Consider the following 25,619-nt stretch of genomic DNA (forward strand, 5'->3'; position numbering starts at 1 on the left):
CGTGCGCACCCGGGCCAGGACCGGTCAGGAGGTGTGGCGGTCGGCGTTGGCGAGGATCGCGTCGCGCAGGTGCTCGGCGAGCTGGGGGTGCATGGCGTCGTAGAACGCCTTGAAGCGCTCGTCGGAGACGTACATCTGCGCGAAGCACCGGTGCAGCTCGTACGGGACCTCGAAGTAGTACCTGCTGATGTGCTGCCGGTGTTCCTCGGCCAGGTCCATGGCCGCCTCGCCGGTCGGCCGCTCGCCGGCGGCGACCAGGGCGGCGTACCGCTGGCCCCAGTCGTCGACCTCGGCCTGGATGCGCTTCCAGTCCTCCTTGGTGTAGGTGGCGGCGCGGCGCTGGGACTCGGCCCAGGCCTCGGTGTTGCCCCAGCGCTGCTCCGCCTCCTCGGCGTACTGCTCGGGGTCCTTGTCCCCGAACACCTCGAACCGCTCTTCCGGGGTGAGGTTGATACCCATCGTGCGTGCCTCCATGGCGTGCTCCACGGCCGCGGCCATCTTCTGGAGCTTGTCGATCCGGGCGGTCAGCAGTTCGTGCTGGCGGCGCAGGTGCGCGCGCGGGTCCGCGTCCGGGTCGTCGAGCAGGACCGCGACCTCCTCGAGCGGGAAGCCGAGCTCCCGGTAGAACAGGATCTGCTGGAGCCGGTCGAGGTCGGCGTCGGTGTAGCGCCGGTGCCCGGCGTGGGTGCGCTCGCCGGGCACGAGCAGGCCGATCTCGTCGTAGTGGTGCAGGGTGCGCACCGTGACCCCGGCGAACCCGGCGACCTCTCCCACGGAGTAGACCCGTTCCACGGAGTAGCTCACTTTCCGCTCCTTCGGTCGGTACGTCCTCCACGCTGAGGCCTCACGTCACGTGAGGTGCAAGCCGGTTTCCCTTCGGGATGTTCGGGCGTGATGTTCGGGATGTTGCGGGCATTTTGTCCGCTTATGGTGAGCCCGTGGCCCAGGAAACCGACGCGCCGCAGGCGCTCCCCACCGCACCTACGGCTCCGGCACGGGCCCTGCTGCCGTTCATCCTGCCCGCCGTGTCCGTCGGCGTGCTCGCGAGCCTGGTCTACCTCGGGATCAGCACTGCGGCGGAGCAGCTCCTGCACGTGCTGTGGGGGCCGCTGCCGGACGCGCTCGGGGTGGGCCGCTACTCGGTGGCGTGGATGTTCGTGATGCTGACCGCCACGGGCCTCGGGGTCGGGCTGGTGGTGTGGAAGGTGCCCGGGCACGCCGGGCCCGACCCGGCCACCCTCGGCCTGACCGCCCCGGTGATGCCGCCGGTCGTGCTGCCGGGGCTGGTGCTGGCGACCGGGCTGATGCTGGCCGGCGGCCCGAGCCTCGGCCCGGAGAACCCGGTCATCGCGGTGAACGTGGGCCTCGCGGTCTGGCTCGGCGTGCGCCTGATGCCCCGGGCGCCGGGCACGCTGTGGCCGGTGCTGGCGGAGTCGGCGACGATCGGCGCGCTGTTCGGCACGCCGGTCGCGGCGGCGCTGGTCATCTCCGAGGCGCTGGCCGGGCGCCCGATGCGCGGCCGGCTGTGGGACAACCTGTTCGCGCCGCTGACCGCCGGCGCGTGTGGGGCCATCACCACCACCCTGGTGGCGCATCCGACCTTCGACCTGGGGCTGCCGCCCATGGGTCACCCGCATCCGAGGGACGTCCTGGCCGCCCTCGTGATCGCCCCGGCGGCCGCGCTGCTCGGCATGGGCGCCGTGTACGCCTTCCCGCTCGTCCACGCGGCCTTCCGGCGGCTGCGGCACCCGATGCTGACGCTTCCGGCCGGCGGGGTCGTACTGGGCGCTCTGGGAGCCCTCGGCGGCCATCTGACGCTCTTCAAGGGACTGTCGGAGGTCGGCGAGCTGGCCCGGCACCCGGACGGCTGGTCGGCGGGGCAGTTCGCCGGGATGGCGGTGGTGAAGCTGGCCGCGCTGCTCGTCGCCGCGTCCTGCGGCTTCCGTGGCGGGCGTATCTTCCCGTCCGTCTTCGTCGGCTCGGCCCTGGGGCTGTCCGCGCACGCGCTCGTTCCGGCCGTGCCTGCGGCGCTGGGCGTGGCCACGGGCGTCCTGGGCATGCTCCTGGCCATCACCCGGCAGGGCTGGGTGAGCCTGTTCACCGCCGCCGTGCTGGTCGCCTCGCCCGCCATCATCGCCGTGCTGTGCATCGCGTCGCTGCCGGCCTGGCTGCTGGTGACGGGGCGCCCTCAGATGCAGTTGAACAGGGACGGCACCCCGATCCACTGAAAACCTTTCCCCGGCAACCCTGGCAACCCTGGAGGCACGTTCATGGCCCTGCACAAAGGTCCCGAGAAACACGAAGAGCGGACGATTGCCGTCAACCCGTTCTACGGGGAGGCCAATCCGGTCGGCGGCATGACCGAGGCCCCGCCCACGCACCGGCTCCCGGACGCGCCGCTCGCCCCGTCCACGGCGTACCAGCTGGTGCACGACGAGCTGATGCTGGACGGCAACTCCCGGCTGAACCTCGCCACGTTCGTCACCACCTGGATGGAGCCGCAGGCCGGGGTGCTGATGGCGGAGTGCCGGGACAAGAACATGATCGACAAGGACGAGTACCCGCGCACGGCCGAGCTGGAGCGGCGCTGTGTGGCGATGCTCGCCGACCTGTGGAACGCGCCGGATCCGGCGGCGGCGGTGGGCTGTTCGACGACCGGGTCGAGCGAGGCGTGCATGCTCGCCGGGATGGCCCTCAAGCGGCGGTGGGCCACGCGCAACGCCGACCGTTACCCGGGCGCCCGCCCCAACCTGGTCATGGGCATCAACGTCCAGGTCTGCTGGGAGAAGTTCTGCAACTTCTGGGAGGTGGAGGCCCGGCTGGTGCCCATGGAGGGCGACCGCTTCCACCTGGATCCGCAGGCGGCGGCCGAGCTGTGCGACGAGAACACCATCGGGGTCGTCGGCATCCTCGGCTCGACCTTCGACGGCTCCTACGAGCCGATCGCCGACCTGTGCGCCGCCCTGGACGCCCTCCAGGAGCGCACCGGGCTGGACGTCCCGGTACACGTGGACGGCGCGTCCGGCGGCATGGTGGCGCCCTTCCTGGACCCGGACCTCGTGTGGGACTTCCGGCTGCCGCGCGTGGCCTCCATCAACACCTCGGGGCACAAGTACGGGCTGGTGTATCCGGGCGTCGGCTGGGCGCTGTGGCGGGACAAGGAAGCGCTGCCCGAGGAGCTGGTCTTCCGGGTCAACTACCTGGGCGGCGACATGCCGACCTTCGCGCTCAACTTCTCCCGGCCCGGCGCCCAGGTGGTCGCGCAGTACTACAGCTTCCTGCGCCTCGGCCGCGCGGGATACCGCGCGGTGCAGCAGTCGACGCGGGACGTGGCGACCTCGCTCGCCCGACGGATCGCGGAGCTGGGCGACTTCCGGCTGCTGACGCACGGGGACGAGCTGCCCGTGTTCGCGTTCACCACGACCCCCGACGTGACGTCGTACGACGTCTTCGACGTCTCCCGGCGGCTGCGCGAGAGCGGCTGGCTGGTGCCCGCGTACACCTTCCCGGCGAACCGGGAGGACCTCTCCGTGCTGCGGGTCGTGTGCCGCAACGGCTTCTCCCACGACCTGGCCGACCTGTTCCTGGCCGACCTGACCCGCCTGCTGCCCGAACTGCGCCGGCAGCCGCATCCGCTGACCCGGGACAAGGAGGCGGCGACCGGCTTCCACCACTGACACTGAGCCGGCGGGTCCCTCCTCGGTCCTGTCGTCACATTCCCGACATTCCCGTCGTCCGTCCGGAGGGCGTGCACGGTGCCGCGCGTGACCTGCAGGTCGAGTCCGTCCAAGGCGTGTGTGGTGCCGTAGGTCTTGCGTGCGTCCTCGACGGTGATCACGCGATGATCAGCGGTCGTCCTCCGGGTGCCGCTCCCCCGTCGCGTACGGGTTCTCCTCGTCCTCGGCGAGCACGCCGACGAACGGGTCCCCCTCGCCCGCGAACGTGTCGGCCCCGCTCTCCAGGCGCCCCACGAGGCCATGGGTCCACTCGGCCTCGGAGTCGGCCGTGTGGACCCACATGTTCATGATCTCGCCCATGTGCCCGAGCTGCCCGGCCCCCTCCTCCGGCACATAGTGCTCGGTGACCGAGGAGCGCCACGCCTCGATGCGGCGCGTGCGCTCCTTCAGCAGCGCCACCGCCTCGGCCCTCGGCAGGTCGACCATGAAACCGATGGCCGCCGTCTTCACGTCGACGCGCTGGTCGTAGGTGACCAGCGCGTCGCGCAGCAGGGCGAAGTACTCCTCGGTGCCCTTCGCGGTCAGCTCGTACTCGGTGCGCGGCGGGCCGCCTGCCGTCGACGGCGCGATCTCGTGCGCGTGCAGCAGCCCCTGCTTGGCCATCTGCTTCAGGGCGTGGTAGATCGAGCCCGGCTTGGCGTTGGACCACTCGTGCGCGCCCCAGTACTCCAGGTCGCCCCGCACCTGGTAGCCGTGGGCCCGCCCGTGCCGGCGGACCGCGCCCAGCACGAGGAGACGGATCGCTGACATGCGGTCCAGGCTATTGCCGTACGGCCGCCCGCCCCTCGGTCACCCCCAGGAGCCGCCCTGCTCCTGGGCCACCAGCTCGAAGGCCGTCTTCCCGTCCAGGGACTCGCGGATGATGTCGGCGTGGCCGGCGTGCCGGGCCGTCTCGCGGATCAGGTGCAGACACAGCCAGCGCAGCGAGACCCGGCCCTGCGGCGGGAACCAGGGGTCCGGCGGCAGCGGGAAGGTGTCGTCCAGACTCGGCGCGGAGCGGATGAACTTCTCCGTCTCGGCGGCGACCTGCTCCCAGTACGCCAGCTGCGAGGCGACCGTCTCCTCGCCGACCAGTTGGAAGCTCTCGTGCCAGTTGGACTCGTCGCGCCTGACCGCCGGCGGCTCCTGCCTGGCCCGGGCGATCCAGATCTGCTCGACCTCGGCGACGTGCTTGAGCAGGCCGCCGAGCGACAGCTCGCTGGCGCTGGGGCGGGAGCGGGCCTGCTCCTCGGTCAGTCCGAGCAGGGCCCGGCGGATCCCGCCGCGCTGCTCCTCGATGAAGGCGAGCAGCGCCCCGCGCTCGTCGCCCTGTGCCTCCGCTGGTACGTGCTTGACCATGGCCGGCCGCCTTTCCGTCCGCCTTCGCCGGGGCCTGTGCCCCCTGACACCGACGACGCTACGGGCCATTGAGGTCAGATTCTGTCCGCAATGGCCCGCGACTTTTGGGCCGACGACTTTCTGGCCCGCGACTTTCTGGGCAGCGGTCAGAACGGGAACCCGCTGCGGCCGTGCTGGACCGAGATCCACTTGACGGTGGTGAAGGCCTCCAGCGTCGTCTCGCCGTTCAGGCGGCCGATGCCGGAGTGCTTCTCGCCGCCGAACGGCACGATCGGCTCGTCGTGGACGGTGCCGTCGTTCACATGGAACATGCCGGTGTCGATCTGCTTGGCGAAGGCGACGCCCCGCTCGATGTCACTCGTGTGCACGGCGCCGCTGAGGCCGTACGGCGTGTCGTTGACGAGGCGCAGCGCCTCCTCCTCCCCCTCGAAGGGGATGAGGAACACGACCGGGCCGAACACCTCCTGCCGGAGCAACGCGGAGTCGGCGGGTACGCCGGTGAGCACGCTGGGCGCCACCAGGTTGCCCTCCGTGGCACCCCGGACGAGGGCCGTGGCGCCCTCGGCGACAGCCTGCTCGACGGTGCCGGAGACGGCGTTCGCCTGCTGGGAGTTGATCACCGGGCCGATGACGGTCTGCGGGTCGCGCGGGTCGCCCACCTTCAGCGACTTCACCTTGGCGACGAACTTCTCGGTGAACTCCTCGGCGACGGACGCGTCCACGAGGACGCGGTTGGCGGCCATGCAGACCTGGCCCTGGTGGACGAACCGGCTGAAGACCGCCGCGTCCACGGCGTAGTCGATGTCGGCGTCGTCCAGGACCACCAGCGCGCTGTTGCCGCCCAGTTCGAGCACCGAGCGCTTGAAGTTCGCGGCGCAGACGGTGGCCACGTGCCGGCCGACCTTGTCGGAACCGGTGAAGGAGATGACCTTCGGGACCGGGTGCTCGAGGAACGCGTCGCCGATCTCGGCGATGTCGGTGACGACGACGTTGAGCAGGCCGCCGGGCAGCCCGGCCTCCTCGAAGAGCTTCGCGATCAGGGTACCGCCGGCGATCGGGGTGTTCTGGTGCGGCTTGAGGACGACGGCGTTGCCGAGCGCGAGGGCCGGGGCGACCGACTTGATCGACAGCAGGAAGGGGAAGTTGAAGGGGCTGATCACGCCCACCACGCCGACCGGCACCCGGTAGACCCGGTTCTCCTTGCCGTCGACCGGGGAGGGCAGGATCCTGCCCTCGGGGCGCAGCGCCAGGTGGATCGACTCGCGCAGGAACTCCTTGGCGAGGTGCAGCTCGAAACCGGCCTTCACGCGCGTGCCGCCCAGTTCCGCGATGATCAGGTCGGCTATCTCCTGCTCACGGTCCTCTATGAGACGCAGCGCCCGCTCGAACACCGCGCGGCGGGCGTAGGGGTTGGTCTCGGCCCACTTCTTCTGGGCACGGGCGGCCGCCCTGTAGGCCTGGTCCACCTCGTCGACCGTGGCCACGGTGATCGAGGCCAGCTTCTCGTCGTCGTAGGGGTTGAAGTCGATGACGTCCCAGGAGCCGGTGCCCGGTCGCCATTCTCCGTCGATGTACTGCTGGGCCAGGTCGCTGAAGTAGGACGACATGTGATCCCTCAATCACTAGCGGAGACAGATCCTGGTCGCGGTCTGATCGCACGTCATCGTACTTGTGTTTAAAGCGAGTTGGAGGGAGTCCTCAGGACAGCTGCAGGAGCCCCCGGAGGAGGTCCCGGCTCTCGTCGGGACCCGGGCTGTCCTGCTGGAGCTCCTTCAGGGCCTGCTCGTACTGGGCGACGTCCTCGCGCTTGTCCAGGTAGAGGGCGCTGGTCAGCTGTTCCATGTAGACGACGTCGGACAGGTCGGCGTCGGGGAAGCTGAGGATGGTGAAGGCGCCGCTCTCGCCGGAGTGTCCGCCGAAGCCGAACGGCATGATCTGCAGCCGTACGTTGGGCCGCTCGGAGACGTCGATGAGGTGCTGGAGCTGGCCGCGCATCACCTCGCGATCGCCGTAGGGGCGGCGCAGGGCGGCCTCGTCGAGGACGAAGTGGAACTCGGGGGCGCTGTGCGCGAACAGGTGCTTCTGCCGCTCCAGGCGCAGGGCGACCCGGCGTTCGACGTCGGCCGCGCTCGCGCCCTTCATGCCGCGCCGGACCACCGCGCGGGCGTAGTCCTCCGTCTGCAGCAGGCCGTGCACGAACTGCACCTCGTAGACGCGGATCAGGGACGCGGCGCCCTCCAGGCCCACATAGGTGGGGAACCAGCTGGGCAGGACGTCGGTGTAACTGTGCCACCAACCGGCCACGTTGGCCTCCCGGGCGAGGGACAGCAGCGACTCGCGCTCCGTGTCGTCCGTGATGCCGTACAGCGTCAGCAGGTCCTCTACATCCCTGGTCTTGAAGCTCACCCGGCCCAGCTCCATCCGGCTGATCTTCGACTCGGAGGCGCGGATGGAGTACCCCGCCGCCTCGCGCGTGATCCCCCGCGCCTCACGCAGTCGCCTCAGTTGCGAGCCGAGCAGCATCCGCCGCACCACCGATCCGGGCTCTCCCGCGCTCACGTTCGCCAGCCTCCCCAACCGTCTTCAGGGCCCGCAGTCTGCCACCAAAACACTCCGAGCAGTACTCGTCCGGTTACGGAAACGGAAAGAGGTGAGCCGTTTCTGCCTGCGCGTTGTCGGGAAGAGGTCAGGACCTCTGGCGGCAACCGCGGAGAAGATGGCGGAAAAAATGGCCAAGAAGCGGTACGGGCGGTGCCATTTCGGTCGCGTGCACGTGCATCTGCCCTTGCATCTGCTCCGCGCATCCGAAACCATGGTGCCGCGCCACCGCTGCATCGCAACGACCGCGAATTCCCGGGAGTGCCTCGCATGGGAACGAATGGATCGACCATGCTCAAGCCGTTACGGCAGGGCCTTCCGCCGCTGGATCCCGCGGCCGTGTCCGATGCCGCCTCCTGTGCCCTGCCCGCCCGCTACGAAGCGGTGCGCGAGGCCCGGCGCTTCACCCGCGGCACCCTCGACCAGTGGGACGTCGGCGACCGCTTCGACGACATATGTCTCGTCGTCTCCGAACTCGTCACCAACGCCCTGCGTCACGCGCTGCCCTCCGACACGGTGTGCCTTGAGCACCAACCCTCGGTACGCCTGCACCTGATGCGCTGGACCGAGCGGCTGGTGTGCGCGGTGCGCGACCCGAGCCACGAGACGCCGGCGCCGCGCGACTCGGACGACTTCTCCGCCGAGTCCGGCCGCGGGCTGTTCCTGGTCGACTCCTTCGCCGACAGCTGGGGCTGGCACCCGCTCGCGGGCACCCTCGACGGCAAGGTGGTCTGGGCCATGTTCCGGCTCCAGTCGGCCGACTGACGCGGTACGGCACCTACGGACGCCCGAGTTCTACGCGCGTACACCCCGACATCGTTGCCACGCACGGGCGCAGGGGCGGGCCACAGGCGTCAGCTCACTATCAGGTGGTCGAACTCGCCGTCCTTGATGCCGAGAAGCATGGCCTCGATCTCCGCACGCGTGTAGACGAGCGCCGGGCCGTCCGGGAAACGCGAGTTGCGTACGGCGACGTCGCCGCCGGGCAGTCGCGCGAACTCTACGCAGGAACCCTGCGAGTTGCTGTGCCTGCTCTTCTGCCAGGCCACTCCGACCAGCTGCGCGGCAGCCATGCCGTTGTACACGTCGTACCCCCCGTACACGCCGTCAACGTCGCGGTCCACAGGTCGCTCCCCAGTGGTGCACTGGCTGGTGTGGCCATAGATGCTGTGGTCAACTGACCCGGATCATAACCTTGTTCACGTGCAGATGCATGAGCAAATGCACGTGCACGTGCGGTGCTCCCACGGTTACAGCTTTGACGTCCGCTTTACCGTCCGGGAGACCCCTGCGTCAGCGAAGCTGCTCCAGCGTCTGCCCCAGAGCGGGCAGGACATGCCCCCGCCACCCCCCGTCCATGATCTTCCGCGCCATCAGCTGAGCCGGGTCGTCCGGATCGAAACCTTCGTGCACCAGGAAAAGACGCGTACCGCGCCCTTCCTGTTCCAGGGTCCAGGTGATGGTCCAGTCCGCGGGGTTGGCCGGATCGGCGTCGGCCCAGCGGACGGACAGCATCCGCTCGATGTCGTAGGCCAGCACCCGCACCTCCACGACCCCGGAGAAACGGGCGTTCGGACGCGGGACGGAGGTCATCCGGTACCGGTGGCCGACCTCCAGCCGGAAGTCCTCGGCACCGGGCATCTGCCACTGGGTGAGCAGCGCGGGGTCGGTCAGGGCGCGCCAGACCTTGGCGGGCGGGTGCGGGAAGAACTGGTCGACGCGGATGGTGGTCAGGTCGTCATCGGGTTGTGGGTTCATGGCTGGTCATCGTCGGGCAGACGGTCGAGCAGGTCGCCGAGGCCCTTCAGCCGGTCGCGCCAGAACCGCTCGTACGGGTGGAGCCAGTCCTGCACCTCGGCGAGGGGGGCGGCCTCGAGGCGGTAGATGCGCTGCCGTCCGGAGCGCTGTTCGGAGACGAGGCCGGCCTCCCGGAGCACCTTGAGGTGTTCCGAGAGGCTCGGGCGGCGCATGTCGAAGTGGTCGGCGAGGGCCTGGACGGGCTGCGGTCCGCGCTCGCGCAGCAGCCGCAGCACCTCGCGACGGGTGGCGTTGGCGAGCGCGGCGAAGACGCGGTCCTCGGCGGCAGCCGTCCCGGCCCCAGTAGTCATGGCGGGTTCAGAAGCCTTCCTTCTCCGTCAGCAGCATCAGACCGTTGCCGTCGGGGTCCGTGAAGGAGGCCATGCGCCCCCACGGGTACTCCTCCGGGCCCTGCACCTCGGTGCCCGCCTCGGCGAGCCGCGCGCAGTCGGCGTCGACATCGGTCGTCACCAACATGATCCCCCGTGCGGAGCCGGGCTCGAAACCGCCCATGTCCGGCCCGGAGAGCGTGAAGACGGTCTGCGCGCCCTTCGGCGCGACCTGGAGCCAGCGCCCGGGCGGCATCTGCAGATCGGCGGTGACCTGGAAGCCGAGCACGTCCCGGTAGAAGCGCAGGGCGCGGTCCTGGTCGGCGACGGGGAGGGTGACGAAGGAGGCGTGGGTGATGTTCATGGGCGCGCTCATGGGGTTCATGGGCACGAGAATAGGTAGGGGATTCCCTACTGGTCAAGCGTAGGGATTTTCCTACGCGTGGGGTGGGCAGCTTCCCGACCTGGAGGCGGTGGGTGGCTTCTCAACGGATTCCTGCCCGGCATCCGATAGTCCTCCTGGTCGCTGCTGGTAGCTTGCTGCGGGCCGTCCGGCCGAGGACGGCCGGCCGCTACAGCTTGGGAGCTTTCCGGTGACTACTGCGACTGGTGCGACTGCTGCGACTGCCAGGGTGCGGACCGCGACCGTGGCAGCAGGCCTGGTCGGCGCGCTCGCCGCGCTGACCGCGTGCAGCGGGGGCGGGGGTGGCGGGGGCGCGAAGACCACCGCCCCGACGACGCCGAGCGCGACCGCGTCGGCCTCCGCCTCGCGCTCGGCCTCGGGAGCGGTGGCCGGGGCCTCCGGCAAGCTCCAGGGCAGCTGGATCACCACGAGCGGCGGCAAGATCGTGGCCCTGGTGATCACCGGCAAGAAGGCCGGGCTCTTCGTGACGGGCCGGAAGGCCTGGTGCCAGGGCACCGCGCGCGAGGAGTCCGGGATGCAGATGATCCACCTGTCCTGCCCAGACGGCAACAAGGACCGGGCCACCGGCATGGTGGACTCGGTGAACACCAAGGGCATGACGGTGAGTTGGTCGGGCAAGACCGGCAAGGAGACGTACACCAAGGCGGAGGGCGGCACGCTGCCTTCGGCGCTGCCGACCAAGGTGAAGAAGTGAGTTGAAGCCGCGGCACGGGTGGATCCGGTGTGGATCCGGTGCGGAGTGACGCCACCTGAAGTGGTGATTCCGCCGGGGGTGGGCGCACCGGCCCGGCGCGCAGGCGCCATGATGCAGGGGCACCGTCACGACCTCGATGGGACTGCTCATGCGCGCCATTCCGCTCACCGTCACGGCCCTCGCCGCCGCCCTGCTGCTCACCGCCTGCGACGACGGCGGGAGCAAGAGCGGCAGCAAGAACGGCTCGGCCTGCGAGATCGGCGGGGTCTCCGTGCAGATCGGGTCCGCGAGCGTGGCCCCGAAGGCCGGTGACACGGGTGAGATTCCGGTCAGCATCACCAACCAGAGCAAGCCCTGCACCCTGGACCACTTCGCGGACGTCGTCCTGAGCGCCGGCAACACCGAGGCCAAGGTGCCGGCGCTCAAGGGCGCCAAGGCCCAGAAGCTGAAGCTCGCCAAGGGCGACTCGGCGTCCTTCACCATCGCCTACGTGCGCGGCAAGGCGGGCGACAAGGCCGCGCTGGACGCCAAGACCGTGAAGATCACCCTGCCGGGCACCACCGCGTCCCGAAGCTTCCCCTGGTCGTACGGCACCGTCGCCACCCAGACCGGCGGCACCGGCCCGAACGCCTCCGTGACCGCCTTCCAGCAGGTCGGCGACTGACCACCCCGGCAGCCCGCGCACGCTGACACCGACTTCGGGCGGGCGGCTCCAGCCTGGGCGGGGTCACTTCAGCTGGGGGCTGACGTCGGATTGGGACGGGATCGCTCCGGCCCGGCTGAGCTGACGCCGGATTCGGGCGGGGCCACACCGGCCCGGAGTGCGCTGAGTACAGCCGGGCGCGGGCCGACTCCAGCTCCGTACGGGTCGCCGCCGGATTCGGGCGGGCTGGTTCGGGCCGGGCGGGGTCCCTCCGGGCTGAGGGCTGACGCCGGATTGAGACGGGATCGCTCCGGCCCGGCTGAGCTGACGCCGGATTCGGGCGGGGCCACACCGGCCCGGAGTGCGCTGAGTACAGCCGGGCGCGGACCGACTCCAGCTCCGTGCGCGTCGCCGCGGGATTCGGGCGGGGCCACTCCCGCCTGGACTGGGCTGAGTACAGCCAGGCGCGGACCGACTCCAGCTCCGTACGGGTCACCGCCGGATTAGGGCGGGCCGACTTCGGGCCTGGAGTGGACTGAGTTCAACCGGGCGCGGGCCGACTCCAACTCCGTGCGCGTCGCCGCCGGACTCGGGCGGGTCGGCTCGGGCCGGGCGCGCTGAGAGCGGCTTCGGGTGCTCTGCCTTCTGCCCGGGCTGGGCTCGCTCCAGGTTCCGGGCGCTGGCCGCGGCACCTATGCGCCGGCCACCCGGGCTCACTTCAGGTCCCCGCGGACCGACAGCTGCTCGAGGTGGGTTCAGCGCAGTCCGCGGCGGGCTCTGACCTGTGCCTGGTCCGCCGCGCGGGCGCCCTCCGTCCAGCCTGCCGCGTCGGTCACCCCACGCAGCCGGGTGGTGGTGGTCTCGGGGAACATGCGCTCCAGCCGGTCGGTGACGGCCATCTCCCTGGTGGCGAGGACCGGCAGCAGGTCCTGGCTGACCTGGGCCTCGACGGCGGCCGTGAGCCGGTCGCCGACCCGGTGGGCGTAGGCGGCCAGGAAGGACTGCCGGAAGGTCTTGGTCCGCTTCCGTCCGCCGGCTCTCTGAGCGGCCTCCGCCCTGGTCATCGCGTGCGTCGCCTGCACCAGCAGCGAGGTGTAGAGCAACTCGACCGCCTCCAGGTCCGCCTCGAAACCGACGACCGTGGAGAAGCCGAACGGTTCGTGCCACACCGCGCGGCAGTTGTTCGCGCCGGCCACGGCGTCGAGCAGGACCGCCTTGACCTGTTCGTACGGCGGCTCGACCCCGATCCGGCAGGCCCCGGGCGCGTCCGGCGCGGGCGCCCCGGCGGCGAGCAGCGCCTCATCGACACTGTGCCGCGCCATCAGCTCCTGCGCCTTGGCGCTGAGCGCCTCCGCCTCCTCCGGATACCCGGTCGCCTCGGCCTTGGCGAGCAGCGCGCGAATCCGGGCGAGCATGCGGGAGGCGGCCGGGCCGGGGGTGTGCCGGGGCTCCTCCAGTGGCTCCAGGGCGGGCAGGCGCAGCAGCAGGCGGTACAGCTCCAGCACGGCCGTGGCCTGCGAGAAGCGGTCCGCCTCGCGGGCGGGATCCGCCGGCAGCTCCGCCAGCTGGGCGGCCCAGCGGCGCCCGCGGGGGCGGTCCTGACCAGCCTGGGCGCGGATCAGCGCGGCGGCTCGGCGCACATGCACATCCTCCAGCTCGCGCCGCACCAGCCGTACGACATCGGCGGGCTGCCAGCCGCGCCGCCAGGCCGTCTCCATGAACTCCTCGCCCCGCCGGGCGAGTTCGGCATCCGCGGCGGGGTCGGCGGCGAGCAGGGAGGCGCCGGTGTCGAGGCCGGTGTCGGTGTCGTCGTAGAGGGCGACCCTGAAGGCCCTCTCGACCGTGCTGGCAGTGCTGGTCACACCGTCGATCGTGCCACGCCCCACCGACAGCGGACCGAACTTTGTCCACAGGCTGTGGATGAAGGAGCGGGGTGGGGGCGGGGGCGGGGAGTACACCCCGGGGCACGGGCACGGGTTCGGGGCGGGATCGAGGTCGGGGTCGGGATCGGCCGAGGTCGCCGGATGAGCCGGGGGAGGTGCGGAGCTGCGGAGCTGCGGTGGTCGAGACCAACGTAGTGGCCATCGGTTCGCCCTCAACACCGCCACCCAGTGGACTGCTTGGCCCTGACGGGTGTGGCGGCCGCCCTCGGAGTCGCCTGCGCCATGCTCGTGCACACGGTCGCCGCGGCGCTCGGCCTGTCGGCGCTGTTCCTGCCCCTGCCGACGCTCTACGAGGCGCTGCACTGGGCGGGCGCGGCCTATCTGCTGTTCCTCGCAGTCAGGGCGTTCCGGGGCGACGGCGGACCGGTCGAGACCGAGTTGGCGCCGGGCAACGGGCGCCGACGGGCGTTCTGGCGGGGCGCCGTCACCAACCTCCTCAACCCGAAGGTGATCCTCTTCAACGTCTCCTTCCTGCCGCAGTTCGTGGACCCCGCCCTGGGGCACGTGCGTGAGCAGTTCCTCGTGCCGGGATTCACGATCACGGCGATGGGCGTGGTGGTGGACGGCCCGGTCGGCCTGCTCACCGGGAAGCTCGCCGCACTGCTGCGGCGCAGTCGGCGCCTCGCGCGGGGCCTGGACTACTTCAGCGGGACGGTGTTCGCCGGGCTCGCGGTGCGTCTGGCGGTCGTACCGAGTGACCGGCACGCCACACCGAAGAGACTGTCAACTATCGGTTGACAGTCACTGAGAGTGCAACCTACGGTTGACACATGGCGACCAACCCGAACATCACGGCATCCGTACGCCTCGACGACCTCATCGTGGCCATCAAGAAGGCCCACAACGAGCCCCTCGAACAACTCCAGGACGCGGTGATCGCCGCCGATCACCTCGGTGATGTGGCGGACCATCTGATCGGCCACTTCGTCGATCAGGCCCGGCGCTCGGGTGCGTCCTGGACGGAGATCGGCCGGAGCATGGGCGTCACCCGGCAGGCGGCGCAGAAGCGGTTCGTACCGAAGGAGTCCGCCGACCTCGACGCCGGCGACTTCAGCCGCTACACCCCGCGCGCGCGGAACGTGGTCATCGCCGCGCACAACGAGGCGGTGGCCGCCCGCACCCCGGAGGGCCGACCCGAGCACCTGGTCCTCGGACTGCTGGCCGAGCCCGAGGGCATCGGGGCGAAGGCGATCACCGAGCAGGGCGTCCTCCTGGACACCGTACGGCAGGCCGCGACCGCCGCGCTGCCGCCCGCCGCGGACGAGGTCCCGGACCTCATCCCTTACGGCCCCGACGCCAAGAAGGCCCTGGAACTCACCTTCCGCGAGGCCCTCCGGCTCGGCCACAACTACATCGGCACCGAGCACATCCTGCTCGCACTCCTGGAGCAGGAGAACGGCCGGGGTGTCCTCAGCGACCTCGGCATCACCAAGGCCGCGACCGAGGCGTACATCGCCAAGGTGCTGTCGCTGCTGACGGAGCAGACGAAGGCGGCGGCCGCGGAGGCAGCCGGCGCGAAAGCGGCCGACCCCCGCCCGAGCGAGGACTGAAACCGCAGGTCAGAGCGATTGTCAGAGCCGGCTGCCACACTCGCAGTCATGACCGACCGGTGGGCGCTCGCACCGGCCGAGGACTCCGGCGTGGACGTCGCCCCCCTCGGCCCGGACGGCCTGCCCGCCGGGCCGGTGCGGCGGGAGAGCGATCTCGCCCAGGCGGTGCGGAGCCGCCCGGAGGTGACGCGCTGGGTGTGGCGGTCCACCCCCGAGGTCTACCCGCGTCTGCTCGCCACGGGGGTGCGAGTGGAGCGGTGCTACGACATCGAGGACGCCGAGACACTCCTGCTGGGCCACGAGGGCCGGTACGGCGAGCCACGCTCGGCCGCCGCCGCCCTGGCCCGCCTCCGGGGCGGCCCCGTACCGCCCGACCCGCCCCAGCGCTCGGCCGCACCGGGCGCCCAGTCCCCGCTGTTCGAGGCCACCGGCACCCGCCTGCCCCTGACCGACCTCCTCGCGGTCTACGCCGAGCAGCTGCGGCGGCACGAGCGGACCGCCCACCCCGACCGGATGCGGCTCCTGACGGCCGCCGAGTCGGCCGGCATGCTGGTGGCCGCCGAGATGAACCACGCGGGCCTGCCGTGGAGCGCCGAGGTCCACCGCCGCCTGCTGCACGACCTGCTGGGCGAGCGGTACGCGGGCGGCGGCGAGCCGCGCCGCCTCGCCGAGCTGGCCGACGAGATCTCCGCCGCCTTCGGCCGCCGGGTCCGCCCCGATCTTCCCGCCGACGTGATCAAGGCCTTCGCCCAGGCCGGGATCAAGGTGAAGTCCACCCGCCGCTGGGAGATCCGGTCCGTCGACCACCCGGCCGTCGAGCCCCTGCTGGAGTACAAGAAGCTGTACCGCATCTGGGTGGCCCACGGCTGGTCCTGGCTGCAGGACTGGGTGCGCGACGGCCGCTTCCGCCCCGAGTTCCTCGCCGGCGGCACGGTGACCGGACGCTGGGTGACCAACGGCGGGGGTGCACTGCAGATCCCCAAGGTGATCCGCCGGGCCGTGGTCGCCGACCCCGGCTGGCGGCTGGTCGTGGCCGACGCCGACCAGATGGAGCCGCGCGTGCTCGCCGCGATCTCCCGCGACCCCGGGCTGATGGAGGTGGCCGGCCGCGCGAGCGACCTCTACCAGTCCGTGTCCGACCGCGCCTTCTCCGGCGACCGTGACCAGGCCAAGGTCGCTGTGCTCGGCGCGATCTACGGCCAGACCTCGGGCGACGGCCTGAAGAACCTGGCCGCGCTGCGCCGCCGCTTCCCGAAGGCCGTCGCCTACGTCGACGAGGCGGCCCGCGCGGGCGAGGAGGGCCGGCTGGTGCGCACCTGGCTGGGCCGCACCTGCCCGCCGGCCGCCGGAGCAGGCGAGGACACGGCGGGAGAGGCGGGCATCCCGATCGCCGACGACGACACCGAGACGCAGGCCGACGGCCAAACCGCCTGGGTCCCCGGCTACGCCTCCACCAACTCCCGGGCGCGGGGCCGCTTCGCGCGGAACTTCGTCGTCCAGGGCAGCGCCGCCGACTGGGCCCTGCTGATGCTCGCCGGGCTCCGCCGGGCCTGCGCGGACCTCAAGGCGGAACTGGTCTTCTTCCAGCACGACGAGGTGATCGTGCACTGCCCAGCCGAGGAGGCCGACACGGTCGTCCACGCCATCCACGCCTCCGCCGACCTCGCCGGCCGGCTGACCTTCGGCGAGACCCCGGTGCGGTTCCCGTTCACGGCAGCGGTGGTGGAGTGCTATGCCGACGCCAAGTGAGCGCTGCCCCAGCGCATTTCCGCCGCTCCACGCAAGCCGTTCGCACGCCCCGCGGTCACTCTTCGAGAACCGCACACAAGCACCCCGACCACACTGCACGCGCTACTCGCCAACCCGTTGGCCACTCCACGAGGCCGGCCCGCAGACCCGTCGCTCACTCCACGCATCCCGCCCCAAAAACCTCGCTCACCCCACGCGCCGCAACAGCTCGGCGCTCGTCCCACGCAGCCGCCCGCACATCCGTCGGCCACACCGCGCGAGCCACTCGCAAAGCCGACGCTCATCCCCCGCGACCCGCCCGCGCATCCACCGGCCGCGCCACGCGCCCCACCCCAAAACCCGCGCTCATCCCCCGCGCCCGCCCGCAAAGCCGGCGCTCGTCACACACATCCCGCTCGCACATCTGTCGGCCACGCCGCGAGGTCTGACCGCAAGCGCTTCGGGTATTCGGCGCGAGGTGTCCCGAAGCGTCTGGGTCACTGCGCGAGAAGTTCCCGCAGCTCTGTCACGACCGCCTGCTCGTCGGTGCCGTCCAGTGCCGCGAGTGCCGCGCGCCAGGCGTCGTACGCCTCCGTCCGCCGCCCCCGCGCGCTCAGCAGCAGCCCGTGCTGGTGCCGGGCCAGGGCCCCCATGTAGCGGTCGGCGCGGGCGTCGGCCCGGCGCAGCAACTCGGCGCACTCACGGCCCGCCCGTTCGGTGTCGCCCAGCTGCCGCAGCGCGCGGACCAGGCCGAGCCGGGTCTGGGACTCGCCGTGCCAGTCGCCGTGGCCGCCGAGGATGCGCAGGCTCTCCTCGAAGTGCCCGGCAGCGGCGGCCGGTTCGCCGAGGGTGAGATGGGCGTAGCCGATGTTGCAGTGCGCCGAGTGCTGCACGATGACCGCGCCGATCGCGTCCCCGATCGCCAGCGAGCGCCGGTGCTGCTCGATCGCGGCACGCGGGTCGGTGTGCTCGTAGAGGTTGCCGAGATGGCTGCGGGTGACGGCCTCGCCGTAGGGGTCGTTCAACTGGCGCGAGTACGCGAGGCTCTGCCGCAGCGCCTCCCCGGACTCCGCGAACCGCCCGAGCCCCTCCAGCAGCAGGCCGCGGTTGTTCAGACAGCGCCGGATCCTGGAGACGACACCGAGCCGCCGCCAGATCTCCAGGGCCTCGTCGGTGAGCGCGAGGGCGTCCTTCTGGCGGCCGGTCAGGAAGTGCAGGCCCGCCAGGTCACCGAGGGCGTACGCCTCGGCCGGCGCGTCCCCGAGCAGCCGCGCCGCCCCGAGCGCGGCCCGCCCCAGCACCTCCATCTCGGCGACCCGGCCACCACGCTGGACGTAGGGGAAGAGCAGCCGCGCGAGCGTCGAGAGGTGCGCGGCCCGGCACGGGTCGGACGTGTCCGCGTTGCGTGACACCAGGGCGACGACGTTCTCCAGCTCCACCTCTCCCCAGCCGAAGGCCTGCTCGGCGGACTCGAAGGACGCCAGCGCGGCCACGTCGGCCCCGTGCTCCGGCGGCTGCGCGGAGGTCGGCCGACGCCGGTCCTCCTGATCGATCCCGGGCTCCACGACCGCCTCCAGCAGCCGTTCGGCCACGGCGGCGTACCAGCGCAGGGCGATCAGATCGGGGGCGGGCGCGGCGGCGGGGTCGGTCCGGTGGCCTGCCTCCCCCTGCACGCCCGGGCTCTGCTCGCCGTCCGGAAGGGCGCTCGGCGCGTGCGTGCCGGTGCCCTTCCCCGTGTCCGCCAGTTCGCGGGCGAAGTCGCGGACCAGGTCGTGCGGGGCGTAACGGCCGTAGGCGGTCTCCTCCAGGAGGGCGACGTCGACCAGACGGTCCAGGGCCGCCTCGGCACGCCGCGCGTCGGTGCCGGTGAGGCGGGCGATCAGCGGGGCGCCGTAGGTCGGCAGGTCCAGTGCGCCGATGCGGCGCAGCGCGAGCGCCGCGTCCCGGTCCGCCTCGCGCCCGGCTGCGGCGAGCGCGTCATGGGCGACGGCCAGGGAACGCCGGACGCTCAGGTCGTCGTACTCGAGATGACGCAATCTGCCACCGGTCTGGGCGAGTTGACTCGCCAGCACATCCGGGGTGAGGGCGCGGCGGGCGGCGAGCCGGGCGGCCACGACGCGCAGCGCCAGCGGGAGCCGGCCGGTCAGCTCGACCAGCGGGTGACCGGCGTCCAGCCGCTCCCGTCCGCTCACCGCGCGCAGCAGTGCCGCGCTGTCCTCGCCGGTCAGCGGGGCGAGCGGGAAGCGCCGGGCGCCGTCGAGGGCGGTCAGGGGCGAGCGGCTGGTGACGATCACCGCGCAACCGGGTCCGGCCGGCAGCAGGGGCCGTACCTGGGCCGCGTTCGCCGCGTCGTCGAGTACCAGCAGGATGCGGGCCGGGGCGAGCAGCGAACGGAGCAACGCGGCTGCCGCGTCCGGGTGTTCGGGGATGCTGCGGGGCTCGGCGCCCAGGTCCCGCAGCAGCGCGGCGAGCGCCTGGGCGGAGCCGAGCGGGGTCATGCCGGGGGTGGCGCCGTGCAGGTTGACGTACAGCTGCCCATCGGGGAAACGTTCCCGCAGCTCATGTGCGACAGCCAGGGCGAGGGCGCTCTTGCCGACGCCCGCCATACCGCTGAGCACGGCGATGGCCGGAGCCGGTACGGGCGGCTCGGTGAGCGCGCGCCGCAGTTCACGCCGGACATCGACGCGACCGGTGAAGTGTGCCGGGGGCGGCGGGAGTTGTGCCGGTCGTGGGGCCTGACGTGCATCGGCTGGGACACCGCCCGCGCGCGAAGCCGGAGTTTCGGCCTCCCCCTCGGCAGCACCGTCCACATGGCCAGTGGACCCGGACGGTTGCCGACGGCCACCCTCGGCACCCCGCCGACCGCCGTCGCGCTCCCCCTCGCCCCCCTGCCGTTCCTCGCCGCTCCCCCGCAGCACCTCGACATGGGCCTCGCGCACGGCCGGGCCGGGTTCGATGCCGAGTTCCTCGACCAGGCGGGCGCGCAGATCACGGTGGACGGCCAGCGCCTCGGCCTGACGGCCGGTGCGGTGCAGGGCCAGCATGAGCTGACGGTGATACGCCTCGCGCAGCGGATACTCGGCGACCAGCGCCGCGAGCTCCGGGACGATTCCGGCCAATCGTGCCCCGCCCAGGGCGAGTTCGGCGTCGTAGCGCCACTCCAGCAGGAGCAGCCGGGCCTCCTCCAGGCGCTGCACCAGGGCGTAACCGCCGAGGTCGGCGGGGAGCCCGCTGAGCGGGGTGCCGCGCCAGAGCGCGAGCGCGGCCGTACAGGCCCGTACGACGCCCGGCCAGTCCCGCCGGGCATGCGCGGCCCGTGCCTCGGCGACCCGGGTGTCGAAGACGTGCACGTCCAACTCGCCGTGGTCGACGCGCAGTACGTATCCCGGCGGTACGGCCCTGAGCCGGTCGGGGCCGTCCAAAAGCCGGCGCAGCCGGGTGACGTGGTTGTGCAGGGACGCCTGCGCCGAGACGGGCGGAGCCCCGCCCCACAGGGCGTCCTTCAGCGCCTCCACCGAGACGACCCGGCCCGGCTCCAGCAGCAGCGCGGCCAGCAGTGCACGCACCTTGGGGCTGCCGATGGCGCGGACGCCGCCGTCGAGGGATTCGTCCGAGATCCTGAACGCCTGTCGGTCGTACAGGACGGGTGGTCCCAGCAGTCCGAACCGCAGCCCGCACCGCCGCATCACGCCGCTCCACGTCTTCCTGCACGGTCGGGTAGACCGCGCTCCGCGACGAGCCTGTGCCCGCCGTTGTCTGGCGGAATTCCGCCCCGTCCTGGACGGTTTCCCGCCACCGTCCGCCGGCCGCACGGGCCCCGGATCGGCCCGACCGAGGGCCCGTTCGGGATTCCGTCGGCGAATTCCGGCCAACGGGTCCGCCATCGGCCGACGAACCGTTGGCCACATGTTAGCGATCCGTTGGTGAATCCTGATGTGATCATTCCATCGGATCTGGCCCGACGGCGCGCGCGTATGTCGCGTAACTCGGGGGAGTGTCGCCGTAGGCCGGGTCCGGGGACGCAAGGGGCCCCGGTCGGCGGAGGTGAACGCCCGGGGCCCCGTCCCGTTCCGTTCTCAACGCCCCGTTTCGCGCCGGTCGGGCGATCGGCGATTGGCTCCGTGTGCGCCGGTCGGACGATCGGCGATCCGACCTGTGCGCGCCGGTCGGGCGACCGGCGGAGCATCCGCGCCCCGGATCGGCACCGGCACCGGCACCGGCATCACGGACGGAAGCCCGGCGGCCGAGACCTCCCGCCCCAAGTCACCGGCGAAAACCGAGCCCGGCCAACCCACAGACACCCTGCAGACGCCCGCCGCCTCGGCCCACCGGAAGATGCCCCACGCCCCCGCACCCCGGCAGGCACCCCGGCCTCCCGTCCCCGTCGCCGCCCCCGCAGCCGCCCCGCGTCTCAGATCACCGGTGGGCGTCCCAGTCGGGTGAGCCTCCACGCCGTCCGCCAGCGCATGGGCCGGCGCTCGCCGGCAGGCTTCCGCAGGCCTTCCACGAACCCGCCGAACCACGCCTTCAGCCCCGCCGGGGAGCGCGTGCGGGCGAGGGTGAGCAGCGTCCACACCCCGAGGTGCACGGGGATGAGCGGCAACGGCAGCCGGCGCCGGACGAGCCAGACACGGTTGCGGGCGTTGACGCGGTAGTAGATGGCGTGCCGGGCCGGCGAGGTCTTGGGGTGCTGGAGCAGCAGCTCGGGGGCGTAGAGGATCTTCCAGCCGGCGTCGGCGGCGCGCCAGGCGAGGTCGGTCTCCTCGTGCGCGAAGAAGAACTCGGCCGGCCAGTCCCCGATCTCGGCCAGCATCGCCATGCGCAGGGCGTGCCCGCCGCCGAGGAAGCCGGTGACATAGCCCCCGCGCATCGGATCCGACCTGCCCACGCGCGGCACATGCCGTTGCTGGGTCTCGCCGTGCTCGTCGGCGATGCGGAAACCGACGATGCCGAGGCGCGGGTCGGCGGCGTACAGGTCCCGTACGCGCCGCAGCACATCGGCGTCGACCAGCAGGCCGTCGTCGTCCAGTTCCACGACGACGTCGACGTCGTCGTACTCCCGCAGGCGGGCGAGGGCGACGTTCCGGCCGCCCGGGCAGCCGAGGTTCTCCTCCACGTCGATGGTGGTGACCTCGCCGGGCAGGGAGAGCCGGTGGGCGAACTCGGGCAGCCGGCAGCCGTTGCCGACGATCACGATGCGGGTGGGGGCGAGGTCCTGCTTGGCCACGGACTCCAGCAGGGCGTCGACCTCGGCGGGCCGGTTGCCCATGGTCACCACGGCTACGGCGATCCTCGGCTCCACCACGTCCCTCACCCCATCCGGCCGACGGCGGCACCGCACCCTGACCGCGCGGCGCCCATCGTTCACCAAGATGTTGCCTCAGATCCGCGGGTTCACCGGACCCTGATTCACTTTGCGGGCCCTTTGCCGGACTTGGTCCGGGCAGGCGTTGCCGTCGTCGCCGGCTGAAGCCTCGACCGGCACACCGGTCTCGTCGTCCGTCGAACACAAGAAAACCCCAGGCCAGCGAATACCTGACCCGGGGTCCCAGTGGAGCCGCCTTCGGGATTCGAACCCGAGACCTACGCATTACGAGTGCGTTGCTCTGGCCATCTGAGCTAAGGCGGCGCGCCGTCCGCACTATGGTGCGATCGGCAACGTCGGTAAGTCTACACAGTTTCTGAGGGTGCTCCGACCACGCCCCGGGAGGGAGGAGGCCGGGGCGGGCGGCAGGGGCGTGGCAGGGCTATGAGCAGCGTTTTCCTGTGGTGGGTGGGGTGCCGCTGAGCAGGTAGGTGTTGATCGCCGTGTCGATGCAGGTGCTGCCACGGCCGTAGGCGGTGTGGCCGTCGCCGACGTACGTCAGGAGGCGGCCCGAGGCGAGCTGGTGGGCCAGGGCCTGGGCCCAGTGGTAGGGGGTCGCGGGGTCGCGGGTGGTGCCGACCACCACGATCGGCGCCGCGCCCTTCGCCTCGATACGGTGCGGCACACCGGTGGCCTTCACCGGCCAGTACGCACAGTTCAGCGAGGCCCAGGCCAGGCCCTCGCCGAAGACCGGGGACGCCTTCTCGAAGTCGGGCAGCGCCTTCTCGACCTGCTCGGGGCCGGTGAAGGCCGATGGCAGGTCCAGGCAGTTCACGGCCGCGTTGGCCATCATCAGGTTGCTGTAGTGACCGCCGGAGTCTCGTTCGTAGTAGGTGTCGGAGAGTGCGAGCAGACCCGCGCCGTCGTTCTCCTTCATCGCCGAGGTCAGCGCCTCGCGCAGTTGCTCCCAGGTGCCCTGGTCGTACATCGCCGCGATCACCCCGGTCGTGGCTAGCGCCTCGCCCAGCTTGCGGCCGGCCGCGTCGCCCGTCGGGATGGGGCGGGCGTCCAGCTTCCGGAAGAACGCCTTGAGGTGGTCGCCGACCTGGGCCGGCGTCGTGCCCCTGCTGCCGAGCGAGCAGTCGGAGTGCCGCACGCAGTCCTTCGCGAACGCCTGGAACGCCGTCTCGAAGCCGGCCGTCTGGTCCAGGTTCATCTGCCGCGCGTCCAGAGCCGGGTCCATCGCGCCGTCCAGGACCATCCGGCCGACCCGGTCGGGGAACAGGCCCGCGTACGTCGCCCCGAGGAACGTGCCGTACGACGCCCCCACGTAGTTCAGTTTCGGATCACCCAGCGCCGCCCGCAGGATGTCCATGTCGCGCGCCGCCTCGACGGTGGAGACGTGCCGCAGCAGCCGCGCCGAGTGCGCTCCGCAGCTCTCCGCGAACCCCTTGTCCGCCGTGACCAGCGCGTTCTCCTCCCGCTGGTCGTCGGGCGTCAGGTCCGTCTGTGTGTACGCGTCCATCTGGCGGCCGTCGAGGCACTCCACGGGCTCGCTGCGGCCCACACCCCGCGGGTCCACCGCGACCATGTCGTAGCGGGCGCGGACGTCGGCCGGGTAGCCGATGCCCGCGTAACTCTGGAGGTAGCCCACCGCCGAGCCGCCGGGGCCGCCCGGGTTGACCAGCAGCGAGCCGAGCGGCCTTCCCTTGCCGGTGGCGAGCTTGCGGGCGACGGCCAGCCGGACGTCGCCCGCGCCGGGCTCGGCGTAGTCCAGCGGGGCCTTCATCGTCGCGCACTGGAAACCGGGGACACCGCAGCTGCGCCAGCGCAGCTTCTGGGAGTAGTACGACGACAACACCGACGGCGTCGCACGCGGCAGCGCGGCCAGCACCGTGTCCGCACCGCCCGCCGACGTGGTCGAGCTCCCGGAGGAACAAGCGGACACGAGGAGGGCGGCGGCCGTGAACAGGGCGGCCGTGAGGCGAGCCGTCGTCCGGGGGCGGACGCCCCGGGTCCGGCGGAGGGATGGCCTGGTGTGCATCTGGCGAGCGTAACGCTGTGCGATGCTCCCGATGCGGTGCGTGCGGATTGTGGCCTCGTACGAGGGACAACGCCGGCGGTTTCTCACCCGTGACATCGTCGGTCGGCCTCCCGGCTTCGCTGCTCAGCCCGCGCGCAACCCTTCAGCCCGCCCGCAGCGCCATCGTCATCGCCTCCACCGCCAGCAGCGGGGCCACATTGCGGTCGAGGGCCTCGCGGCACGCCGCGATCGCCTCGATGCGGCGGAGTGTGGATTCCGGGGTGCTGCCGCGCGCCAGCCGCTGCAGGGCGTCCTCGGCGTCGCCGTTGGCGATCGCCACGCGGGAGCCGAGCTGGAGGGCGAGGACATCGCGGTAGAAGGCCGTGAGGTCGCCGAGGGCGATGTCGAGGCTGTCGCGCTGCGTGCGGGTTCTGCGGCGCTTCTGCATGTCCTCGAGGTCCTTCATCACGCCCGCCGTGCCCCGCGGCAGCCGGCCGCCCTGGGCCGCGCCCAGCGCCGCCTTCAGCTCCTCGGCCTCCTTGCCGTCCATCTCCTCGGCGAGCTGCTTGGCGTCCTCGGCGGCCGCGTCGACCAGCTCCTGGGCGGCCTTGAGGCAGGCGCCGACCTCGTCGAGGCGCAGCGGCAGTTTGAGGACGGCCGCGCGGCGGTCGCGGGCCGCCGGGTCGGTGGCCAGGCGCCGGGCGCGGTCGACGTGCCCCTGCGTGGCGCGGGCGGCGGCCGCCGCGACCTCGGGTTCGATGCCGTCGCGCCGTACGAGCATGTCGGCGACCGCGTCCACGGACGGCGTGCGCAGGTTCAGGTGGCGGCAGCGGGAGCGGATCGTCGGCAGGACGTCCTCGATGGAGGGGGCGCACAGCAGCCAGACCGTGCGGGGGGCGGGCTCCTCCACGGCCTTGAGGACGGCGTTGGCCGACTTCTCGTTCAGCCGCTCGGCGTCCTCGACCAGGATGATCTGCCAGCGGCCGTTCGCCGGGGCGGTGAACGACTTGCGGACCGTGTCCCGCATGTCCTTCACCAGGATCTCCGAGCCCACGGCGGCCACCGTGGTGACGTCCGCGTGGGTGCCGAGCAGCGCGGTGTGGCAGCCGTCGCAGAAGCCGCAGCCGGGGGCTCCGCCGAGGGCGCGGTCGGGGCTGACGCACTGCAGGGCCGCGGCGAAGGCCCTGGCCGCCTGGTTCCGGCCTGCTCCGGGGGGGCCCGTGAACAGCCATGCGTGCGTCATCTTCGACGCCTCGGGCAGCGGCTCGTCGGCCGCGGCGGCCGTGACGAGGGCGTCGGCGTCCCGCGCGGCCGCGTCGAGCACCGCGCTCACCTTCTCCTGCCCGACGAGGTCGTCCCACACGGTCATGGGTCACGCCGCCTTTCGTCACACTCCGCGTTCCTGCCCTCCATTGTGCGGGCGGGCACTGACAACGCGGTCCGGCGGACGCTGCGGTGAGCGTGGTGAAACGTTGCGGTGCGGGTGGTGAGAGCGAGGGCGGCGCCGATC

At 72.0% G+C, this 25,619-nt stretch carries 22 protein-coding genes and 1 tRNA gene; 8 read left to right on the top strand and 15 right to left on the bottom strand.

What is annotated here, in order from left to right:
• Positions 1 to 24 precede the first annotated feature (24 nt).
• Complete coding sequence (locus ACWC2T_RS03085; RefSeq protein ID WP_450668730.1) at positions 25 to 804, bottom strand: MerR family transcriptional regulator; 780 nt, start codon at positions 802 to 804, stop codon at positions 25 to 27.
• Between the two features lie 134 nt (positions 805 to 938).
• Here ACWC2T_RS03085 and ACWC2T_RS03090 point away from each other — a divergent pair, with 134 nt between their 5' ends.
• Complete coding sequence (locus ACWC2T_RS03090; protein ID WP_450668731.1) at positions 939 to 2,228, top strand: ion channel protein; 1,290 nt, start codon at positions 939 to 941, stop codon at positions 2,226 to 2,228.
• 42 nt (positions 2,229 to 2,270) lie between these two features.
• On the top strand, positions 2,271 to 3,677 hold the full coding sequence (locus ACWC2T_RS03095) for a glutamate decarboxylase (protein ID WP_450668732.1): 1,407 nt from the start codon (positions 2,271 to 2,273) through the stop codon (positions 3,675 to 3,677).
• Between the two features lie 168 nt (positions 3,678 to 3,845).
• Here the strand turns inward: ACWC2T_RS03095 and ACWC2T_RS03100 are convergent, their stop codons facing one another.
• From ACWC2T_RS03100 to ACWC2T_RS03115, 4 genes are all read right to left on the bottom strand, one after another.
• Entirely contained in the window at positions 3,846 to 4,487 is a 642-nt protein-coding gene (locus tag ACWC2T_RS03100; protein ID WP_450668733.1) for a PadR family transcriptional regulator, read from the bottom strand.
• Positions 4,488 to 4,526: 39 nt separating this feature from the next.
• Positions 4,527 to 5,075 carry a DinB family protein gene (locus ACWC2T_RS03105; protein ID WP_450668734.1) on the bottom strand — a complete coding sequence of 183 codons (549 nt, stop codon included), beginning with the start codon at positions 5,073 to 5,075 and terminating at the stop codon, positions 4,527 to 4,529.
• A 146-nt stretch (positions 5,076 to 5,221) separates the two neighbouring features.
• Complete coding sequence (locus tag ACWC2T_RS03110) at positions 5,222 to 6,682, bottom strand: aldehyde dehydrogenase family protein (RefSeq protein ID WP_450668735.1); 1,461 nt, start codon at positions 6,680 to 6,682, stop codon at positions 5,222 to 5,224.
• 91 nt (positions 6,683 to 6,773) lie between these two features.
• A complete protein-coding gene (locus ACWC2T_RS03115) occupies positions 6,774 to 7,598 on the bottom strand; it encodes a helix-turn-helix domain-containing protein (RefSeq protein WP_450669055.1) in 825 nt (274 codons plus the stop codon).
• Between the two features lie 366 nt (positions 7,599 to 7,964).
• On the opposite strand from ACWC2T_RS03115, the gene ACWC2T_RS03120 reads away from it, so the two are divergent.
• Positions 7,965 to 8,438: an ATP-binding protein gene (locus ACWC2T_RS03120; RefSeq protein WP_450668736.1), complete on the top strand. Its 474-nt coding sequence runs from the start codon at positions 7,965 to 7,967 to the stop codon at positions 8,436 to 8,438.
• An 89-nt stretch (positions 8,439 to 8,527) separates the two neighbouring features.
• On the opposite strand, the gene ACWC2T_RS03125 is transcribed toward ACWC2T_RS03120, so the two are convergent.
• From ACWC2T_RS03125 to ACWC2T_RS03140, 4 genes are all read right to left on the bottom strand, one after another.
• Positions 8,528 to 8,797 (bottom strand): DUF397 domain-containing protein, encoded by a 270-nt coding sequence (locus tag ACWC2T_RS03125; protein ID WP_450668737.1) that lies wholly within the window; start codon positions 8,795 to 8,797, stop codon positions 8,528 to 8,530.
• Positions 8,798 to 8,966: 169 nt separating this feature from the next.
• On the bottom strand, positions 8,967 to 9,431 hold the full coding sequence (locus ACWC2T_RS03130; RefSeq protein ID WP_450668738.1) for an SRPBCC family protein: 465 nt from the start codon (positions 9,429 to 9,431) through the stop codon (positions 8,967 to 8,969).
• Positions 9,428 to 9,781 carry an ArsR/SmtB family transcription factor gene (locus tag ACWC2T_RS03135; RefSeq protein ID WP_450668739.1) on the bottom strand — a complete coding sequence of 118 codons (354 nt, stop codon included), beginning with the start codon at positions 9,779 to 9,781 and terminating at the stop codon, positions 9,428 to 9,430. Before ACWC2T_RS03135 ends, ACWC2T_RS03130 begins: the two co-directional genes overlap by 4 nt.
• A 7-nt stretch (positions 9,782 to 9,788) precedes the next feature.
• On the bottom strand, positions 9,789 to 10,163 hold the full coding sequence (locus ACWC2T_RS03140) for a VOC family protein (RefSeq protein ID WP_450669056.1): 375 nt from the start codon (positions 10,161 to 10,163) through the stop codon (positions 9,789 to 9,791).
• A gap of 283 nt (positions 10,164 to 10,446) precedes the next feature.
• On the opposite strand from ACWC2T_RS03140, the gene ACWC2T_RS03145 reads away from it, so the two are divergent.
• Entirely contained in the window at positions 10,447 to 10,917 is a 471-nt protein-coding gene (locus ACWC2T_RS03145; RefSeq protein WP_450668740.1) for a hypothetical protein, read from the top strand.
• A 148-nt stretch (positions 10,918 to 11,065) separates the two neighbouring features.
• Positions 11,066 to 11,581: a DUF4232 domain-containing protein gene (locus ACWC2T_RS03150; protein ID WP_450669057.1), complete on the top strand. Its 516-nt coding sequence runs from the start codon at positions 11,066 to 11,068 to the stop codon at positions 11,579 to 11,581.
• A gap of 734 nt (positions 11,582 to 12,315) precedes the next feature.
• Here ACWC2T_RS03150 and ACWC2T_RS03155 read toward each other — a convergent pair.
• Complete coding sequence (locus tag ACWC2T_RS03155; protein WP_450668741.1) at positions 12,316 to 13,422, bottom strand: DUF2786 domain-containing protein; 1,107 nt, start codon at positions 13,420 to 13,422, stop codon at positions 12,316 to 12,318.
• A 258-nt stretch (positions 13,423 to 13,680) separates the two neighbouring features.
• On the opposite strand from ACWC2T_RS03155, the gene ACWC2T_RS03160 reads away from it, so the two are divergent.
• From ACWC2T_RS03160 to ACWC2T_RS03170, 3 genes are read left to right on the top strand one after another with little or no spacing between them, the layout of a single operon-like run.
• Positions 13,681 to 14,241, top strand: coding sequence for a LysE family translocator (locus ACWC2T_RS03160; RefSeq protein ID WP_450668742.1), 561 nt, complete (start codon positions 13,681 to 13,683; stop codon positions 14,239 to 14,241).
• Positions 14,242 to 14,273: 32 nt separating this feature from the next.
• Positions 14,274 to 15,053 (top strand): Clp protease N-terminal domain-containing protein, encoded by a 780-nt coding sequence (locus ACWC2T_RS03165; protein WP_450668743.1) that lies wholly within the window; start codon positions 14,274 to 14,276, stop codon positions 15,051 to 15,053.
• Between the two features lie 48 nt (positions 15,054 to 15,101).
• Positions 15,102 to 16,802 carry a bifunctional 3'-5' exonuclease/DNA polymerase gene (locus tag ACWC2T_RS03170; protein ID WP_450668744.1) on the top strand — a complete coding sequence of 567 codons (1,701 nt, stop codon included), beginning with the start codon at positions 15,102 to 15,104 and terminating at the stop codon, positions 16,800 to 16,802.
• Between the two features lie 476 nt (positions 16,803 to 17,278).
• Here the strand turns inward: ACWC2T_RS03170 and ACWC2T_RS03175 are convergent, their stop codons facing one another.
• The 5 genes from ACWC2T_RS03175 to ACWC2T_RS03195 form a co-directional block, all read right to left on the bottom strand.
• A complete protein-coding gene (locus ACWC2T_RS03175) occupies positions 17,279 to 20,467 on the bottom strand; it encodes a BTAD domain-containing putative transcriptional regulator (protein ID WP_450668745.1) in 3,189 nt (1,062 codons plus the stop codon).
• 725 nt (positions 20,468 to 21,192) lie between these two features.
• The gene (locus tag ACWC2T_RS03180) at positions 21,193 to 22,086 is read right to left on the bottom strand and encodes a glycosyltransferase family 2 protein (protein ID WP_450668746.1); all 894 of its coding nucleotides are present in this window, start codon (positions 22,084 to 22,086) and stop codon (positions 21,193 to 21,195) included.
• A 247-nt stretch (positions 22,087 to 22,333) separates the two neighbouring features.
• Positions 22,334 to 22,410: transfer RNA gene (locus ACWC2T_RS03185), tRNA-Thr, on the bottom strand.
• 118 nt (positions 22,411 to 22,528) lie between these two features.
• On the bottom strand, positions 22,529 to 24,130 hold the full coding sequence (locus ACWC2T_RS03190) for an alpha/beta hydrolase (RefSeq protein ID WP_450668747.1): 1,602 nt from the start codon (positions 24,128 to 24,130) through the stop codon (positions 22,529 to 22,531).
• Positions 24,131 to 24,272: 142 nt separating this feature from the next.
• Positions 24,273 to 25,478 (bottom strand): DNA polymerase III subunit delta', encoded by a 1,206-nt coding sequence (locus ACWC2T_RS03195; protein ID WP_450668748.1) that lies wholly within the window; start codon positions 25,476 to 25,478, stop codon positions 24,273 to 24,275.
• Between the last annotated feature and the right edge of the window lie 141 nt (positions 25,479 to 25,619).

The sequence above is a fragment of the Streptomyces sp. NPDC001393 genome, from assembly GCF_053597455.1.